The sequence below is a fragment of the Marinobacterium sedimentorum genome (assembly GCF_024267675.1).
Lineage (GTDB): Bacteria > Pseudomonadota > Gammaproteobacteria > Pseudomonadales > Balneatricaceae > Marinobacterium_A > Marinobacterium_A sedimentorum.
In genome coordinates this window covers 62,059-76,212 of sequence record NZ_JALDYX010000009.1, presented here as the reverse complement: position 1 = coordinate 76,212, position 14,154 = coordinate 62,059, and the positions used below count along the sequence as shown (strand labels likewise).

Annotated in this window: 14 protein-coding genes; 3 read left to right on the top strand and 11 right to left on the bottom strand. The window is 58.6% G+C overall.

The window, feature by feature from the left end:
* Positions 1 to 4: 4 nt before the first annotated feature.
* The 10 genes from MRS74_RS10245 to MRS74_RS10200 all read right to left on the bottom strand — a co-directional run bounded on the left by MRS74_RS10245 (position 5) and on the right by MRS74_RS10200 (position 9,919).
* Positions 5 to 1,141, bottom strand: a complete 1,137-nt coding sequence (locus MRS74_RS10245) for a M14 family metallopeptidase (protein WP_254580189.1) — start codon at positions 1,139 to 1,141, stop codon at positions 5 to 7.
* A 1-nt stretch (position 1,142) separates the two neighbouring features.
* Positions 1,143 to 2,162 (bottom strand): ABC transporter ATP-binding protein, encoded by a 1,020-nt coding sequence (locus tag MRS74_RS10240; protein WP_254580188.1) that lies wholly within the window; start codon positions 2,160 to 2,162, stop codon positions 1,143 to 1,145.
* A gap of 1 nt (position 2,163) precedes the next feature.
* A complete protein-coding gene (locus MRS74_RS10235; RefSeq protein ID WP_254580187.1) occupies positions 2,164 to 3,168 on the bottom strand; it encodes an ABC transporter ATP-binding protein in 1,005 nt (334 codons plus the stop codon).
* Positions 3,169 to 3,172: 4 nt separating this feature from the next.
* Positions 3,173 to 4,123 (bottom strand): ABC transporter permease, encoded by a 951-nt coding sequence (locus MRS74_RS10230; protein WP_254580186.1) that lies wholly within the window; start codon positions 4,121 to 4,123, stop codon positions 3,173 to 3,175.
* A gap of 103 nt (positions 4,124 to 4,226) precedes the next feature.
* Complete coding sequence (locus tag MRS74_RS10225; RefSeq protein WP_254580185.1) at positions 4,227 to 5,207, bottom strand: ABC transporter permease; 981 nt, start codon at positions 5,205 to 5,207, stop codon at positions 4,227 to 4,229.
* 147 nt (positions 5,208 to 5,354) lie between these two features.
* Positions 5,355 to 6,908, bottom strand: a complete 1,554-nt coding sequence (locus MRS74_RS10220) for an ABC transporter substrate-binding protein (RefSeq protein WP_254580184.1) — start codon at positions 6,906 to 6,908, stop codon at positions 5,355 to 5,357.
* A gap of 256 nt (positions 6,909 to 7,164) precedes the next feature.
* Positions 7,165 to 8,808, bottom strand: a complete 1,644-nt coding sequence (gene groL, locus MRS74_RS10215) for a chaperonin GroEL (protein WP_254580183.1) — start codon at positions 8,806 to 8,808, stop codon at positions 7,165 to 7,167.
* A 59-nt stretch (positions 8,809 to 8,867) separates the two neighbouring features.
* Positions 8,868 to 9,161, bottom strand: a complete 294-nt coding sequence (locus tag MRS74_RS10210) for a co-chaperone GroES (protein WP_254580182.1) — start codon at positions 9,159 to 9,161, stop codon at positions 8,868 to 8,870.
* Positions 9,162 to 9,183: 22 nt separating this feature from the next.
* Positions 9,184 to 9,441, bottom strand: a complete 258-nt coding sequence (locus MRS74_RS10205) for a hypothetical protein (protein WP_254580181.1) — start codon at positions 9,439 to 9,441, stop codon at positions 9,184 to 9,186.
* On the bottom strand, positions 9,428 to 9,919 hold the full coding sequence (locus MRS74_RS10200; protein ID WP_254580180.1) for an FxsA family protein: 492 nt from the start codon (positions 9,917 to 9,919) through the stop codon (positions 9,428 to 9,430). Before MRS74_RS10200 ends, MRS74_RS10205 begins: the two co-directional genes overlap by 14 nt.
* 377 nt (positions 9,920 to 10,296) lie before the next feature.
* Here MRS74_RS10200 and MRS74_RS10195 point away from each other — a divergent pair, with 377 nt between their 5' ends.
* The 3 genes from MRS74_RS10195 (at position 10,297) to MRS74_RS10185 (ending at position 12,986) form a co-directional block, all read left to right on the top strand.
* Positions 10,297 to 11,058 (top strand): SDR family oxidoreductase, encoded by a 762-nt coding sequence (locus tag MRS74_RS10195; RefSeq protein ID WP_254580179.1) that lies wholly within the window; start codon positions 10,297 to 10,299, stop codon positions 11,056 to 11,058.
* Between the two features lie 199 nt (positions 11,059 to 11,257).
* Positions 11,258 to 12,661: an AmpG family muropeptide MFS transporter gene (locus MRS74_RS10190; RefSeq protein ID WP_254580178.1), complete on the top strand. Its 1,404-nt coding sequence runs from the start codon at positions 11,258 to 11,260 to the stop codon at positions 12,659 to 12,661.
* 70 nt (positions 12,662 to 12,731) lie between these two features.
* Positions 12,732 to 12,986: a PA4570 family protein gene (locus MRS74_RS10185; protein ID WP_254580177.1), complete on the top strand. Its 255-nt coding sequence runs from the start codon at positions 12,732 to 12,734 to the stop codon at positions 12,984 to 12,986.
* A gap of 547 nt (positions 12,987 to 13,533) precedes the next feature.
* Here the strand turns inward: MRS74_RS10185 and MRS74_RS10180 are convergent.
* The gene (locus tag MRS74_RS10180; protein ID WP_254580176.1) at positions 13,534 to 14,016 is read right to left on the bottom strand and encodes a YajQ family cyclic di-GMP-binding protein; all 483 of its coding nucleotides are present in this window, start codon (positions 14,014 to 14,016) and stop codon (positions 13,534 to 13,536) included.
* Positions 14,017 to 14,154 lie beyond the last annotated feature (138 nt).

The window sequence follows — 14,154 nt, the reverse complement described above, 5'->3', positions numbered from 1 at the left end:
TTCCTCAGATCTGGCGTGCGAGCCAGGCCAGCAGCGGGTCCAGTAGGGATGCGCCCAGGCGCGCCGAGCGCTCGGGCGACCAGCCCTGCAGCGGGTCTGGCCGCAGATCGTAGTCCTTGAACGGCATCTCCAGTGTCATCGCCGGGCACTGAAAGCGCTTGCCAACCCAGTTGCTGGCAATGGTGATGGACTCGGGCCCGTACTTGCCGGGCGGATAACCGCGCTCGAGCTGAAAATCCGCATTGGCCGCCGCCAGGTCCTGCTCGAACTGCAGTTCCTGTTGCAGCAACGACGCCTCGGCCCAGGGCAAGCCATCCTGCCCGTCGATGAAGTTGCACGGCAGGCCTTCATCGCCATGCAGGTCGAGGTGCAGATCGACCCCGGTCTGCTCCATCCGCGCCCGCACCAGGAAGACCTCGGGGCTGCGCACGAGACTGGGCGAATCCCATTCCCGGTTCAGGTTCACGCCCAGCGCATTGGTGCGCAGATGACCGCGCACCGCTCCATCGGGATTCATGTTGGGCACCAAGTAGATAACCGCCTCCTCCAGCAGTCGGCCCGCCTGGGCATCGTGCCTGTCCAGCAGCCGCTCGATCAGCCCCTGGGCACACCACTGGGCCATGGTTTCGCCCGGATGCTGGCGCGCGGTGATCCAGATTGTTTTGCGTCCCGCTGCCGGCGTACCGATGCGCAGCAGATCCAGGTCGCGGCCGTCCAGGGTAGTGCCCAGATGTTCGATGCGCACCCGCTCCGACTGGCCGGCCCAGGCGATCAGGTCCAGATGCTGCTCGAAGCTGTAGGGCGCGAAATAAGCATAGTAGAGGCTGTCCTGCTCAGGCTCGTGTTCGATCACCAGTTCGCCGCCGCTGTAGCAGGTCGGCACCCGGAACCAGTGCTTGCGATCGTAGGACGCCACCGCCCGGTAGTCGTCCCAGCCGTCCGGGTAGGAGGCACCGGCGGCGTTGAGCAGGCGCATGCGCAGTGCCTGGCCGCGGCCGCCCTGTACGCGGTAATGGAACCACTGGTAGAAGTCCGAGCCGCTGTCCTTGCGGATTTTCAGCTGTATATCGTCCGCCCGGCTGGCGTCTAGAACGTCAATATTGCCGCTGTCGAAGTTTGCACTGATATGTAGTTTGCTCATCTCAGAACCGGCCCTCTTGCACCGCGTGACAGGCCACCTGGCCACCTTCACTGGTGGCAATCAGTGTGGGAATTTCCCGCGAGCAGCGCTCGTTGGCATGGGGACAGCGGCCATGGAACACGCAGCCCGACGGCAGGTTAACCGGCGTCGACACCTCGCCCTGCAACCGGATATGGGCCGGCCTGCCGTCTTCCAGACGCGGGATCGCCGACAGCAGCGCCTGGGAATACGGGTGACGCGGCGTTGCGAACAGCGCCTTGGTCGGGGCCAGCTCGCACAGGCTGCCGAGGTACATGACGGCCACCCGGGTGCCGAAATGCTCGACCACCGACAGATCGTGGGTAATGAACAGATAGGTCAGGTTGCGGCTTTCCTGGGCGTCCATCATCAGGTTCAGCACCTGGGCCTGGATCGAGACATCGAGGGCCGAGATCGGCTCGTCCGCGACGATGAATTCCGGATCTACCGCCAGCGCCCGGGCGATGCTGATGCGCTGGCGCTGGCCGCCGGAAAACTCGTGGGAAAAACGCTTGCCCCAGCTCGGGTCTATACCGACCGACTGCATCACCTCGTGTACCTTGTCGCGCACCTCGGTGGCCGACGCCTTGGGGTTGTGAAAGCGCACCGGCTCTTCCAGCGTCTGGGCGATGGTCATGCGCGGATTCAGCGACGCATAGGGGTTCTGGAAGATCATCTGCATCTTGCGCCGGTATGGCAGTATCTGACGGTCACTGAGATGATCGATACGCTCGCCACCATAGCTGATGGAGCCGGCGCTGGGCTTGAGCAGCCCCATCACGGTACGGGCGATGGTCGACTTGCCGCAGCCGGACTCGCCGACCACGCAGAGCGCCTCACCGCGCTGCACGTCGAGGTTCACACCGTTGATCGCGTGCACATGCTGCTGTTCGCGCACGAGCTTGCCGCCGCGAAATTTCAGCTGATCGAGGAAATCGCCGGAGATGGAAAAGCGCTTGTACAGGTCCCTGATCTGAACCAGGGATTTGGCTTGGGCATTCATCTTAGTTGACCTCCAGGGCGCGTGCGGCCGCCTCTTCCTCGAGTTTCATCTGCGCCACCATATGGCAGGCAACCCTGCAGCCACCGGAACGGGTGAAGCCTGGCAGCTCATGGCGACAGGCATCCATCACATAGTCGCAGCGCGGATTAAAGGCACAACCGGTGGGGATATTCTGCAGCGGCGGCATGGAACCGCGAATCTGGTTCAGACGCTGTCCCGGCAGCGCCATCTGCGGCAGCGCGTTCATCAGCCCCTGGGTGTAAGGATGCTGGGCATCATTGATGATTTCCTTGGTGGGTCCCTGCTCGATGATGCGACCGGCGTACATCACCATCGCCTGGCGGGTCATCTGGGACACTATGCCCAGATCATGGGTGATCAGCATCAGCGCCACGCTGTTGCGCTCGCACAGATCCAGCATCAGATCCATGATTTCGGCCTGAATGGTCACATCGAGCGCCGTGGTCGGCTCGTCGGCAATGATGATGTCCGGGTCCATCAGCAGGCCGATGGCGATGACGATGCGCTGGCGCATGCCGCCGGACAGTTCGTGCGGGTACTGATCGATACGCGTCTCGGGTGACGGAATCTGCACCTGCTTGAGCTTCTGCACCGCAATACGCCTGGCATCAGTGCGGCTGATCCTGCGGTGGGCGAGCAGGCACTCAACCATCTGCTGGCCGATGGTCAGCACCGGATTGAGCGTCATCATCGGATCCTGGAAGATCATCGAGATACGGTTGCCGCGAATCGAGCGCAGCTGTTTGGGTGACATCGCGGCAAGGTTCTGTCCCTCGAACAGGATCTCGCCGCCGGCGATATAACCGGGTTTGGACAGCAGGTTGAGGATCGAGAAACCGAGCACCGACTTGCCGGCACCGGACTCGCCCACCACACCGAGCCGTTCGCCCCGCTCCAGGCTGAAATTAATGTCCCGCAGGGCCGTCACTTCGCCGCTGCGCAGGCCGAAACGGACTTCAAGGTTATTGACTTCCAACAGTGCCATCGGCTTATCCCTTGTAGAGTTTCGGGTTGAGGACGTCGCGCAGCCAGTCGCCCAGCAGGTTCATCACCAGTACCAGGCTGATCAGCACCGCACCCGGGATCACGGTGATCCACCAGGAGCCGGAAAAGATATATTCGAAGCCGCTGGAGATCAGCGAGCCCAGCGACGGCTCGGACACCGGCATGCCCAGGCCCAGGAACGACAGCGAGGCCTCGGCGATAATGGCGTTGGCCACCTGCACCGTCGAGATCACCAGAATGGGTGACAGCGTATTGGGCAGAATATGGCGAAACATGATGCGCGGCGCCTTGAGGCCGATCACCCGGGCCGCGTCGACATACTCTTTCTTCTTCTCCGCCAGCACAGAGGCGCGGATGGTCCGGGCATACTGGGGCCATTCGGCAATACCGATCACCAGGATCAGCATCACCATGGCCAGCTCCTGGTAGAGCTCGGTGCCGAAGGTCGCCTGGAACACCGCCAGTACCACAATCGCCACCATCATGGTCGAGAACGACAGCTGCACATCGGCAAAACGCATCAGCAGACTGTCAATGCGCCCGCCCCGGTAACCGGCCAGCAGGCCAATGACGATACCGATCAGCGCCTGCAGTACCACGGCGCACAGGCCGATGGTCAGCGACACCCGGGTGCCGTAGAGAATGGTCGACCAGAGGTCGCGGCCCTGGGCATCGGTGCCGAGCCAGAAGGCCGGGTCCGAACCCGCTTCCCAGCTGGGCGGCATCTCGGCATTGAGGATGTCGATCTGGGCCGGGTCGTAGGGATTGTAGGGCGCAATCAGCGGCGCCAGCAGCGCCATGATGGCATAGGCAGCGAAAATCAGCAGACTGAACTGCGCCACCCGATCCTTGGTGAAACTGTGCCACAGGTGGCTGTCGAGGAAACGCTGCCAGGCGCTCGGCGGCGCGTCCAGGGGCTGTATTTGTTCGCTCATGACTTCTTTCCTGCCGCTTTTTTACAACGTACGGTGGGGTTGACCGGGCCGTGCTTTTCTACGGCCTGGTTGGCGAGGGAGTCAGTTGTTCCGATATGCGCAATCATGCCTTTTTACCTGCCAGCTGCACGGTCGGATTCACCAGGCCATAGATCAGGTCGACCAGGGTATTGGTCACCACGAAGATGGCACCGACGACGATCAGATAGGCCACGATCAGCGGCGTATCGACACGGTTGACTGCCTCCAGGAACAGGAAGCCCATACCGGGCCACTGGAATACGGTTTCAGTCAGTATGGTGTAGGCCACCATGGTGCCGATCTGCACACCACCGACGGTAATGACCGGCAGCATGGTGTTTTTCAGCGCATGGAGAAAATAGATACGCCGTGGCGCCAGGCCCTTGGCCCAGGCAAACTTGACGTATTCGGACTGCAGCACTTCCATCATCTCAGCGCGGATGAGGCGAATGAACAGCGGCAGCATGATCGACGCCAGCGAAATACAGGGCAGTACCAGGTGCGCCAGGCCGTCGCTGGTAAAGAAACCGCTGCCCCAGAAACCGAACACCAGGGTCGTTTCTCCGCGGCCGAACGATGGCATCCAGCCGAGCTCGATGGAAAACAGATAGATCAGGCCAATCGCGGTCAGGAACACGGGCACTGAAATGCCGATGATACTGAAACCCATGACGGCACGGGAAAACAGACTGTAGGGTTTGATCGCCGAGTAGACCCCCAGCGGCACCGACAGCAGCAATATAATCAGGGTGGAGCCGAGCACCAGCTCCAGCGTTGCCGGCAGCTTGTTCAGAATCACCTGCAGCGCCGGCTCCTTGAAGAAATAGGAGGTGCCGAGGTCGCCATGCAGGGCATTTTTGGCGAAGCGCGCGTACTGCACCAGGAAGGGGTCATTGAGCCCCATTTCATCGCGCAGCGCCTGGCGCTCCGCTTCCGATACCGACTGACCCACCAGCTCGCGCAGCGGATCGCCCAGATTGTCCTGTATCGAAAAGCTGACCAGACTGATGACAAACATCACGATAATCGCCTGAACGACGCGTTTGATCAAAAAAGCAATCATGGTTTCACAGCCTCGAGTCTCGCCCTGATCCCTGGGGCAGACTTCGGTTTGACAGCGGGAACAGGCAGCCGGACTGGCTGCCCATCTGGAAAAGAGCGGAGCTAACTGAGGCGGTGCCGGCCGCAAATGCCGCCGGCACCGACCGCATTACTCCTTGATGACCAGGTCACCCAGGTAGGGGAAGTCCATCACGTTGAGTACCGGCGCTATATCGACGTTCTTGTTCGCGGCCCATGCCAGGTTCTGCCAGTGCAGCGGTACGAAGGCGGCATCGTCGTAAAGCATCTGCTCGACTTGCTGCATGATCTGCGCGCGTTTCTGGGTATCGGTCTCGACATTCGCCTGCAGCACCAGCTTGTCCGCTTCAGGATTGCAGTAGTTGCCGCTGTTGTACTGACCCGCGCCGCTGTCCTTGTTCGGGCACATGGTCAGGAATTCGAAGAAGTTGTTGGAATCTTCGGTATCGGCATGCCAGCCGATCATCATGATATCGGCTTCACGGACATCAAAGGCCGGCCAGTACTGTGCCTTGGGCACGGTCTTGAGGTCGACCGTGATATTGATGCGAGCCAGCATCGAGGCCACAGCCTGGGCGATCTTGGCATCGTTCACGTAACGGTTGTTGGGCGCCATCATGGTCACGCTGAAGCCCTTTTCGTAGCCCGCCTCCTGCATCAGCTGCTTGGCTTTCTCGAGATCATAGCGTGGCTTCAGGGCCGGATTGTGGCCCAGGTAACCTTCGGGGCTCAACTGCGCCGCGGTGGTGGCGAAGCCTTTCATGATCTTGTCGACGATGCCCTGCTGGTTAATGGCGTAGTTCACCGCCTGACGGACACGCACATCCTTGAAGGCTTCAACCCGCGCCTGGTTCAGCTGGAAGGTGATGACACGGGTACCCCCCATGGTCACCAGGTGCGTCCTGTCGCTCTTTTCGATACGATCCAGATCGGTCGGCGGTACCGGCGCTATGAAGTCGACATCACCGGACAGCAGCGCGGCGACACGGGTCGGCGCCTCCTTGATCGGTGTGAGCACAATGGAGTCAACGTTGCCCGGCGACTGCGTGTCCCAATAATTCGGGTTGCGGCTGAACTCGACCTTCACGCCCTGCTCACGGCTACTGACGGTATAGGGACCAGTGCCGGACAGGTGGCTCGAGGCAAAGGAGTCACCGTGCTTGACCAGCAGATCCTTGGGTTTGCCGTTTGCGTCGGTACCGCTGTAAAAGACACTGTCCATCGGGAACAGGTAGGTGGCGTTGTTCAGCACCAGCGGGAAAGGCTCGCTGGTCACCAGGTCGATGGTGTAATCGTCAACCGCCTTCACTTCCTTGAAGGGCCCAAAGATGCTCTTGAAGTCGGCGGATTCTTTCAGGCGATTGAAGGTAAAGACCACATCCTTGGCGGTCATCTCGTTGCCGCTGTGGAACTTCACACCCTGGCGCAGGTGAAAGCGCATCGTCAGGTCGTCCAGGCGCTCCCAGCTTTGCGCCAGGCGAGCCTCGAAGCCCAGATCCTTGGACCAGCGCACCAGCGGATCGAACGTCATGTGGGACAGCTGCAGGGTGCCGCCGGAGAGCTGTTCGTGCGGATCCAGCGATACCGGGTCGGCATCGTAAGCCATTTTCAGTGTGGCGGCCTGGGCACTCATCAGGCCCAGGCTCAGCATGGCGCCGGCGAGTACGCAAAGGGTCTTCTTCATCGTAAGTCCTGCAATTATTGTTGTGTTGTAAGCCTTTAACGCCGCCAAGATTAGACGATAGGCCCGGCGCGACCAATCGAAATACCGACTAGGCCTATACGCCTTACGCATACTGATGCGTATGGCGTATAGGCCTGAGCCGAACCCCATTCAAGGAAACCGTTAATGGTCTCCCAAACGCAAAAACCCCGGCCAAGGCCGGGGTTTTCAGAAGTGACCCGCCCGAAGGAGGGTCAAAGGTGCCTGGGCAGGCTGGTTACATCATGCCGCCCATGCCACCCATGCCACCCATTCCGCCCATGTCAGGCATGGACGGCTTGTCTTCCGGGTGATCAGCGATCATGGCTTCGGTGGTGATCATCAGACCGGCAACGGATGCCGCCGCCTGCAGAGCAGAGCGTGTCACCTTGGCCGGATCCAGGATACCCATTTCCAGCATGTCGCCGTATTCGCCGGTACCTGCGTTGTAACCGAAGGCGCCAGTACCTGCGCGAACCTTGGAAACCACTACGGAACCTTCTTCACCGGCGTTCTCAACGATCTGGCGCATCGGCGCTTCCATGGCACGGAATGCCAGCTGGATACCGACGGTCTGGTCGTGGTTGATGCCTTCCAGGCCCTGTACGTTGGACAGAGCACGGATCAGTGCAACACCACCGCCAGGCACCACGCCTTCTTCGACAGCCGCACGGGTTGCGTGCAGGGCGTCTTCAACGCGGGCTTTCTTCTCTTTCATTTCGGTTTCAGTGGCAGCGCCAACCTTGATAACCGCAACGCCGCCAGCCAGTTTGGCTACGCGTTCCTGCAGTTTTTCACGGTCGTAATCGGAAGAAGTCTCTTCGATCTGAGCGCGGATCTGGGCAACACGGCCCTGGATCGCAGTCGCTTGGCCGATACCGTCAACGATAACGGTGTTTTCCTTGGTGATGTTGATGCGCTTGGCCTGACCCAGCTGTTCCAGCGTGGCGGTTTCAAGGCTCAGACCCACTTCTTCCGCGATCACGGTCGCGCCGGTCAGGACAGCGATGTCTTCCAGCATGGCCTTGCGACGGTCACCGAAGCCCGGTGCCTTGACGGCAGCAACCTTGACGATACCGCGCATGTTGTTGACCACCAGAGTCGCCAGCGCTTCGCCTTCAACATCTTCGGCGATGATCAGCAGCGGACGGGAAGACTTGGCAACCTGCTCCAGGGTCGGCAGCAGATCACGGATGTTGGAGATTTTCTTGTCGAACAGCAGGATGTAAGGATGTTCCAGGTCGATCGACATGTTTTCCTGGTTGTTGATGAAGTACGGCGACAGGTAGCCGCGGTCAAACTGCATACCTTCAACAACGTCCAGTTCGTTCTGCAGGCCGGTGCCTTCTTCAACGGTGATGACGCCTTCCTTGCCAACGCGCTCCATTGCCTTGGCAATCAGCTCACCGACATCGGTGTCGGAGTTGGCAGAGATGGAACCCACCTGGGAGATGGCCTTGGAGTCTGTGCAAGGCACAGCCATTTTGCGCAGCTCTTCAACAACGGCGATAGTTGCCTTGTCGATACCGCGTTTCAGATCCATCGGGTTCATGCCGGCAGCAACGGATTTCAGGCCTTCGTTGACGATCGCCTGAGCCAGAACAGTTGCAGTGGTAGTACCGTCACCAGCAACGTCGCTGGCCTGGGAAGCAACTTCCTTGACCATCTGCGCGCCCATGTTTTCGAAGCGGTCTTTCAGCTCGATTTCCTTGGCAACGGAAACGCCATCCTTGGTTACCAGCGGGGAACCAAAGGATTTTTCCAGTACTACGTTACGGCCTTTGGGGCCCAGAGTAGTTTTTACAGCGTCAGCCAGGATGTTGACACCCTTGAGCATGCGCTTGCGTGCATCATCACCAAAACGTACGTCTTTTGCAGCCATTGTCTGATAATCCTATACAAATGGTATTAAATCGGAAATTAGCGGGGCAGGACAGCCGATCAGCCTTCAACCACACCGAAAATTTCGCTTTCGTTCATGATCAGCAGCTCTTCGCCGTCAATCTTGACAACGTTGCTACCTGAGTACTGGCCAAACAGAACGACGTCACCTTCTTTAACGGTCAGTGCTTTCACATCACCGTTGTTCAGCGTGCGCCCTTCACCCACTGCAATTACAGTTCCGCGGTTCGGCTTTTCTGCAGCAGAACCCGGCAGAACGATGCCGCCAGCGCTGGTGGTTTCTTCTTCACTGCGACGAACGACAACCCGATCGTGAAGCGGACGAATTTTCATCTGTTCTACTCTCCTGATCTTATTAGGATCCAAAGCTATTGTTTACAGAGAAAGGACAACAGGCCATCTGCTGCCCCAAGTACTGGATGTTCAGGTTAATGGGGGCGGGGAAATGCATTTCAACAGCACCAACAAAAAAATTTTGATAATTCTCTTTGTTTGGCACGCCCCTGAGACCCGGTTTTGGCGACGCGGCACCCCCGACAAAAAACGGCGCGCCAGCGGATGAAGTGAGAAGATATATATAAAGCAGCAAGAACCGCCCGTCAGTCATCTTCACGGCGGTATTCGCCGTCGATGGTCTCGCCCTTGCCATTGCTGCGTGGATCGACCCTGCGCGGTCCAGGTTCAGGTCCTTGCTGGAAGCCGGGATCTTCGAACGCAGAACGGCTGTGCGAAGCGGCCACCAGGGTAAAACGACTGATCAGCATCTTCACCAGCAGCTGGCGAGTAAAGGGAATCAGGCAGCAAAAGCCGATAACGTCGGTAACAAAACCCGGAGTGATCAGCAGGGCCCCGCCCACCGCCAGTACAAGCCCCTCGATCATTTCCCTGGCCGGCATTTCTCCGGCGTTCAGACGCTGCTGTGCCCGCGCCAGTGTCGACAGCCCCTGATAGCGCAGCACGTTAACGCCGATAAAGGCCGACAGAAGCACCAGCCCAACGGTATACCAGGCACCAATGGCCTGGCCGACGTTGATCAGCAGGGTAATTTCGATAATTGGGATGATGATAAAAAGCAGAAAGAGAAACCGCATTGCCATAGTCCGGAATGATTTCCCCAATGACACCAGATGAGCGGCCGATCCGCAACCAAAATGGCCACCCCCGGGCGACTCCCGCCGGCAAGGCAAAATGCTGCACCCGTATTAGACCAAAGTATTAGTGTTTTTCTGCCCTTTTTGGAGCCAGAAATAAAACATATACAATTCAAACAGTTAAAATCGGAAAAATTGAAAATCTGCACCGATTTATAACAACCGTTGGCAACAGTTTGATGACAGTTGCATGAACCCGGTAGACATTTGTGCATAAGCGTTATAGCTTTGTGCGATGCAACATACTGCATCGCACCATACAAAACGCACCACAGAATAAGAACATACAAGAACCATACTTGGACTAGGTGAACACAATGGATATCAAAGACAAGGTAATCGTAATCACGGGTGGCGGTCGTGGTCTGGGTCGCGCCATGGCACTGGAACTGGCTGACAAGGGCGCACGCCTGGCCCTGGTGGACATGAACGGTCCGGATCTGGATGAAACCTCCGGCCTGTGCATGGAAAAAGGCGTGGAAGCACGCTCCTATATCTGCAACGTCACCGAAGAAGCCGCGGTCGAACAACTCTTCATTGATATCGCCACGGACTTTGGCGCCATCAACGGCCTGGTCAACAACGCAGGCGTTACCCGCGATGCGCTGCTGGTGAAAGCCAAAGACGGCAAGGTTGTCTCCAAGATGACCCTGGACAACTGGAACATGGTCATGAACGTCAACCTCACCGGCACTTTCCTATGCGCCCGTGAAGCGGCGTGCAAGATGATCGAGCTGGGCAGCACCGGTTGCATCATCAATATTTCCTCCATCTCCCGCTCCGGCAACATGGGCCAGACCAACTACACCGCCACCAAGGCTGGTGCACAGGCCATGGCCGTGACCTGGGCGAAGGAACTGGCCCGCTACGGCATCCGCGCCGCATCCATCGCGCCGGGCTTTATCGCCACCGACATGGTCATGGCCATGAAACCCGAAGCGCTGGAGAAAATGGCCGCTGGCATTCCTGCCAAGCGCCTTGGCCAGCCGGAAGAAATCGCCCGCACCGTAACCTTTATTCTTGAGAACGACTATATCAGCGGCCGCTGCATCGAAGTCGACGGCGCACTGCGTATCTGATTTACCTTGGACAAGCCTTGACTCACCTTTAAAACCGGCGCCTGAGCCGGTTTTTTTATGCCTTGCTTTCGATCAACCCAGCCTGACCACTCCCAGGCCGAGTGGCACATCCGCCACCCCAACCCCTGCGGGCGTTTACAAGCCTGCGGCTGATGGACACAATGCGTGTTCACGGACCTCCAGGAAACTGAACCCCACCATGCAAATCGAACACGCCGAGCACACCCAGAGCTGGAAAGAGTGGCTGCACAGCGCCCGTGTCTACCTGCAACCCCGCCCCATCACCTTGTTATTCCTTGGATTCTCCGCCGGCCTGCCGCTTATGCTGGTCTTTTCCACCCTGTCCTACTGGTTGCGCGAAGCGGGCATTGACCGCGGCACCATTACCTATTTTTCCTGGGTCGCCCTGGCCTACGCCTTCAAATGGGTGTGGTCGCCGATTATCGACCGCATGCCCATTCCCCTGCTCTCCGCCTGGCTGGGACGGCGGCGCAGCTGGATGCTGACGTCGCAACTGTTCATCGCCCTGTGCCTGCTCGGTCTGGCCGATTCCGATCCGCAGCAAAACCTTGAACTGATGGCCTGGTTTGCCCTCGCGGTCGCCTTTTGCTCCGCCACCCAGGACATCACCATCGACGCCTACCGCATCGAGTCGGCCGAGCCGCGCATTCAGGCTGCCATGGCGGCCACCTACATGCTGGGCTATCGCCTGGCCATGATCCTTGCTACCACAGGCGCACTGCTGATCGCCGCCTGGTACGATCCGACCGGCGACAGCTATCACCGCGAATCCTGGCAAATGGCGTACTGGGCCATGGCGGCCCTGATGAGCGTCGGCATTGTAACCACCCTCTGCGCGCCTGAGCCGATACCCGATGGCGCCGCCGCCGAACAGAAAAGACAGGAAATCCAAGTCTTTATGGAACAGCGCCAGCATTTGCCGCACGCGCTGGCACGGCTGCTGGGCTGGTTTTACGTCGCGGCCTACTGCCCCTTTGCCGACTTTATCAGCCGCTATGGCAAACCTGCGCTACTGATTCTGGCGCTGATCGGCAGCTATCGTATCGCCGATGTCGTCATGGGCATCATCGCCAATGTATTTTACGTCGACATGGGTTTCACCAAGGTCGAGGTCGCTGAAATCACCAAGCTGTTCGGCACCCTGATGACGATTGTGGGGTCTCTGGTGGGCGGGCTGCTGGTATACCGCTTTGGGGTGATGCGGATTCTGTTTATCGGCGCTGTGCTCGCGGCCGCCACCAACCTGCTGTTTTCCGCCCTGGCGCTGACCGGCCACAGCGTCGGTTTTCTGATAGTGACGGTATCGCTGGACAACTTCAGCGCCGGCATCGCCACCGCCGCCTTTATCGCCTACCTGTCGAGCCTGACCAGCATCAGTTATACCGCAACGCAATATGCGCTTTTCAGCTCCATTATGCTGCTGATGCCAAAGTTTCTGGCGGGATTCTCCGGCGACGCGGTGAATCTGATGGGCTATCCGCTGTTTTTCGCCGGTACTGCGGTGCTTGGTCTGCCGGTACTGATCCTTGTCTGGCTGGCGGCGCGCCATGCACCGGTTCAGGCAGAACCTCACCACAAATAACAACGATTATCATTTACAAATGATAATCAATATCATAAAGTCCAAAAACCACTCAAGGCAAGGGACTCATATGAGCTATATCATCGACGCCTGGCTGGAACGGCCAGATCCATACCTTCGTATCACCCATCGCCATACAGGCATCCGCGTTATCGAATGGCGCAACGAGAAAATCACCACCCTGCTGGAACAGGGTGTGATTTGCCCGCAGGATCTGCAGCAATCGCAATGCTGCAGCAAGGAACTGGTGCAGGAATTGTTTGTACTGGCCTGCCTCGAAGGCGGCCGCTGTGACTGCCAGAACGAAACTGGCGCACCGCACTGACGGGCCCGCGCCGCCAACCACAGCGTCAGACGGTTACAGGCCACCGGCCCATTGCAGGCCGGCGCCCTCTGGGAGGCTGTCCGATAATGCTGGCCGTAGCGAGAGCCGGCTGATTTGAGCTGGTGTTTGCGGTGCTTCAAGGCGATAAATCGGCAGGATTGCCGATCTACACAGCGTTAGCTGCCCACCGGGCAAGCTACAGGGATGTAGCTTGTGAATAGTGGTTCTATTTAACACTTGAAACGAAGTGGAAAGAACCGCTTTAGCGGGGTCGCAAACAGAGGAGCCTGCGACGAGTAAAAAACAGCACAAAAAACAGCCCCTCCTATTGCTAGAGAGCCAGATGGTTCGCAGTAGGTTGACTGTTGTCGGACAGCCTCCTAGTGTACTGCTTCGCCCTAATGGGTGCTTATAGAGCCGCCAGGAGGCCGCCCGCGGTGTTGCATTTCCTCGAAATAGGCCCACTATGGCTTCGAAAATGCGCCGTGCGGTCAACCTCCTGGCGACTCGCTAAAAGCGCCTCTAAGAGTGAAGCAGTACACTAGCATCAGTCGCGGAAGTTGTTGAACTGCAGCGGCAGCTCCAGGTCAGCCGCCCGCAGCATGGCCATCACGCCCTGCAGATCGTCACGCTTCTTGCCCGTTACCCGCACCTGCTCACCCTGCACCTGGGTCTGCACCTTAAGCTTGGCATCCTTGATCAGCTTGATAATTTTCTTGGCCAGCGCCTGATCCAGCCCCTGCTTGAGGTCCACCTGCTGGCGGGCGCGCATATTGGCCTTTTCCGCATCTTTAACTTCCATGCAGCGGATATCGATCTTGCGGCTGGTCAGCTTGGCACGCAGCACTTCCTGCAGCTGCTGCAGCTGAAAATCCACCTCAGCCCAAAGCACCACATGACCATCGCCCAGCTCGAAGCGCGCATCGATACCCTTGAAGTCGAAGCGGTTCTGAATTTCACGATTGGCCTGGTCCACTGCGTTGGTGACTTCATGCATGTCCAGTTCGGACACTATGTCAAATGACGGCATTACCCGATCTCCTCTAAATTGAAGCGGCCCGCAGACTCCACAGCGCACAGCACCGGGTCGAGCCGAAGTGGAGGCATTTTAACGAAGGCCCGTGGCCATTTCACCCATTGCTCACTCTGGTTATCATAAGCCCTGCGA

Excerpts from the sequence above, each read along its gene's own strand:
- MRS74_RS10245 (WP_254580189.1), bottom strand. The coding sequence starts at position 1,141 with ATGAGCAAACTACATATCAGTGCAAACTTCGACAGCGGCAATATTGAC.
- MRS74_RS10240 (WP_254580188.1), bottom strand. The coding sequence starts at position 2,162 with ATGAATGCCCAAGCCAAATCCCTGGTTCAGATCAGGGACCTGTACAAG.
- MRS74_RS10235 (WP_254580187.1), bottom strand. The coding sequence starts at position 3,168 with ATGGCACTGTTGGAAGTCAATAACCTTGAAGTCCGTTTCGGCCTGCGC.
- MRS74_RS10230 (WP_254580186.1), bottom strand. The coding sequence starts at position 4,123 with ATGAGCGAACAAATACAGCCCCTGGACGCGCCGCCGAGCGCCTGGCAG.
- MRS74_RS10225 (WP_254580185.1), bottom strand. The coding sequence starts at position 5,207 with ATGATTGCTTTTTTGATCAAACGCGTCGTTCAGGCGATTATCGTGATG.
- MRS74_RS10220 (WP_254580184.1), bottom strand. The coding sequence starts at position 6,908 with ATGAAGAAGACCCTTTGCGTACTCGCCGGCGCCATGCTGAGCCTGGGC.
- groL (WP_254580183.1), bottom strand. The coding sequence starts at position 8,808 with ATGGCTGCAAAAGACGTACGTTTTGGTGATGATGCACGCAAGCGCATG.
- MRS74_RS10210 (WP_254580182.1), bottom strand. The coding sequence starts at position 9,161 with ATGAAAATTCGTCCGCTTCACGATCGGGTTGTCGTTCGTCGCAGTGAA.
- MRS74_RS10200 (WP_254580180.1), bottom strand. The coding sequence starts at position 9,919 with ATGCGGTTTCTCTTTCTGCTTTTTATCATCATCCCAATTATCGAAATT.
- MRS74_RS10195 (WP_254580179.1), top strand. The coding sequence starts at position 10,297 with ATGGATATCAAAGACAAGGTAATCGTAATCACGGGTGGCGGTCGTGGT.
- MRS74_RS10190 (WP_254580178.1), top strand. The coding sequence starts at position 11,258 with ATGCAAATCGAACACGCCGAGCACACCCAGAGCTGGAAAGAGTGGCTG.
- MRS74_RS10185 (WP_254580177.1), top strand. The coding sequence starts at position 12,732 with ATGAGCTATATCATCGACGCCTGGCTGGAACGGCCAGATCCATACCTT.
- MRS74_RS10180 (WP_254580176.1), bottom strand. The coding sequence starts at position 14,016 with ATGCCGTCATTTGACATAGTGTCCGAACTGGACATGCATGAAGTCACC.